We start from the raw sequence: 2,112 nt of genomic DNA, 5'->3' as shown, positions 1-2,112 counted from the left end.
CCCTCATCCCTCACCCCTCATCCCTCATCCCTCATCCCTCATCCCTCATCCCTCATCCCTCCCCCCTCCCCAAGTGGTGTACTGTAAGGTGAAGAATTATGAACTCCCGTGCAGCAGATTTCTACCATCTCAAACCCCTCAGGCCGCAGTCAACTCGCCGCCATCCTCTATGATCTCGACGGCACCCTCGCTAACACCGACCCGCTCCACTTTCGAGCCTGGCAAGAAGGATTACGACCCTTTGGGCTTGACATCGACGAAACATTCTACAAAACCCGCATTAGCGGGCGGCTCAACCCTGCGATCGTGCTAGATTTGCTTCCCCAATTGTCCCTAGAAGAGCGCCAAGATTTCATCGATCGCAAAGAGGCTCGCTTTCGAGAATTGGCTCCGCAACTAATGCCAATGGCAGGTTTGAGCGCTCTGATTAAGTGGGCAACTGATCGTCACCTCAAACAAGCAGTGGTCACCAACGCTCCAACAAAAAATGCTCACTTTATGCTGAAGGCATTGAAGCTAGAAACCACGTTTGATCGCTTGATTGTCTCTGAAGAATTGGGAATTGGTAAACCTGACCCTGCCCCTTATCGACACGGATTGGATGAGTTTGGGCTAAACCCTGAGCAAGCGATCGCCTTTGAGGATTCGCCTTCTGGCGTACGATCGGCGGTTGCTGCGGGGATTTTTACGATCGGCATCGCTTCAAGTCAAGATCCTCAAGATTTGTATCAAGTTGGAGCGGCGATCGTCATTCCAGACTTTACTGCTCCTGAGTTGTGGAAAATTTTAGAGTGAAAAATTTGGAACGCTAGGGCGAAATTCGAGCTTTTAACGATGCAGCATTCGCCCGGATGCGTTGATCGCTTTGATCAAGCTTTAGGCGAGAGCAGAACTTGAGGATTTTGGACTCAATGGAGATTTTGGACAGGGAACTATCACACTTTCTTTCTCGACTTGGCTAGAGTAAGGGACTCCCCAGGACGCAGCCAAAACTTCCATCCAATCCAGTCCAGACTCAATTTCTTCGAGGCTCGTGAAGGCATCAAAGGCCCCCGCAACTTCTATGTGGTGCATGGTCGGTTGATTTGTATTCTGACGATGTTGAAGCAGGGTCTTGAATGAAAATCTCATGAAACGCACCTTAACCTGACTAGTGTTGAAACCGTTGCAGATAAATTGGAATCTCAGGCGCACAATTGCGTGAAGCCAATGAGGAATCTACGCAGCCTAGTTGCTCATTCTACCAATCTATCTCCCTTAAAAGGCAAACCGGGTTCAGTGAATTTTCAGAAGCTCTTCTGAAAGAATACTTAGAATTTGAAGTCCGCGTCAAGTATTCTCTCGCGCTCGTGACATTAATCACTAAAACTACAGAGGTTTTTAAGAATAAATACTGATACGAAAAGACCAAGAGAAAAAGCTTGGGGTTCTCAACTAATCAAAATAAACATTAGAGTTCGCGGCTTCCTGATCGTCTGAGCCAGGTGACGTAATCTCCATCTTGCAAGCTCAATTTGCTGATCAAGGTTTGGATAGAGACAATCCCTCGATCGCCGACAACTTCTTGAATCGGATACCAGGTACTGCGATCAAAGATCAAGACATCCAAACGAATGTCACGACAGTTAAAAGATCTCACACTATCCGACCAGACTTCCCAAAGACTCCTGGCTTCGGTGCAGTGCATTGTGTAGCCGACTGGAATCATCTGCGCCTCGTAACGCATAAAGCCGATTTGAGGAGACAGCCCAGCCATCATAAATCCTTGACTAGACAGCGCCTCATGCAGCAGCACCCAATAGTCACAGCCCTGACGCACATTGACGATGATAGGTTTGGTCGTCAGGTCGATCGTGGCTAACAGGGTTCCAGTTGTGGTCAGCAGGCGATTTGTCCCAAACGCAGGTTCGATCTTTAGGGTTTGATTGGCGGTCAGGATTGCACTTCTAGATAAGAATTGCTCGATCAGAGTCACATCATCGGGGGTGTTCATAGCTCAACGTACAAACGACAAGTCGGTAGACTCCCCAGGTAGAGGCTCGCTCGATTCTATTTAGCGTCAGTTCGATGAACGCTTCGCTTCGCTTTTAGATCCAGGAACGCCCCCTAAAT

At 48.4% G+C, this 2,112-nt stretch carries 3 protein-coding genes; 1 reads left to right on the top strand and 2 read right to left on the bottom strand.

Translation table 11 applies throughout. The features are described 5' to 3' along the window. Window positions 1–108 precede the first annotated feature (108 nt). Entirely contained in the window at window positions 109–795 is a 687-nt protein-coding gene (locus ACJ2PR_RS35715; protein ID WP_446880614.1) for an HAD family hydrolase, read from the top strand. An 81-nt stretch (window positions 796–876) separates the two neighbouring features. On the opposite strand, the gene ACJ2PR_RS35710 is transcribed toward ACJ2PR_RS35715, so the two are convergent. Both ACJ2PR_RS35710 and ACJ2PR_RS35705 read right to left on the bottom strand, forming a co-directional pair. Beyond that, window positions 877–1,131 (bottom strand): hypothetical protein, encoded by a 255-nt coding sequence (locus tag ACJ2PR_RS35710; protein WP_446880613.1) that lies wholly within the window; start codon window positions 1,129–1,131, stop codon window positions 877–879. A gap of 319 nt (window positions 1,132–1,450) precedes the next feature. Next, window positions 1,451–1,993, bottom strand: a complete 543-nt coding sequence (locus ACJ2PR_RS35705; RefSeq protein ID WP_446856665.1) for a hypothetical protein — start codon at window positions 1,991–1,993, stop codon at window positions 1,451–1,453. Window positions 1,994–2,112: the final 119 nt, after the last annotated feature.

The sequence above is a fragment of the Phormidesmis sp. 146-33 genome (assembly GCF_052939515.1).
Note: the sequence above shows the minus strand (reverse complement) of the source record. Positions and strands in the feature narration are given on the sequence as shown.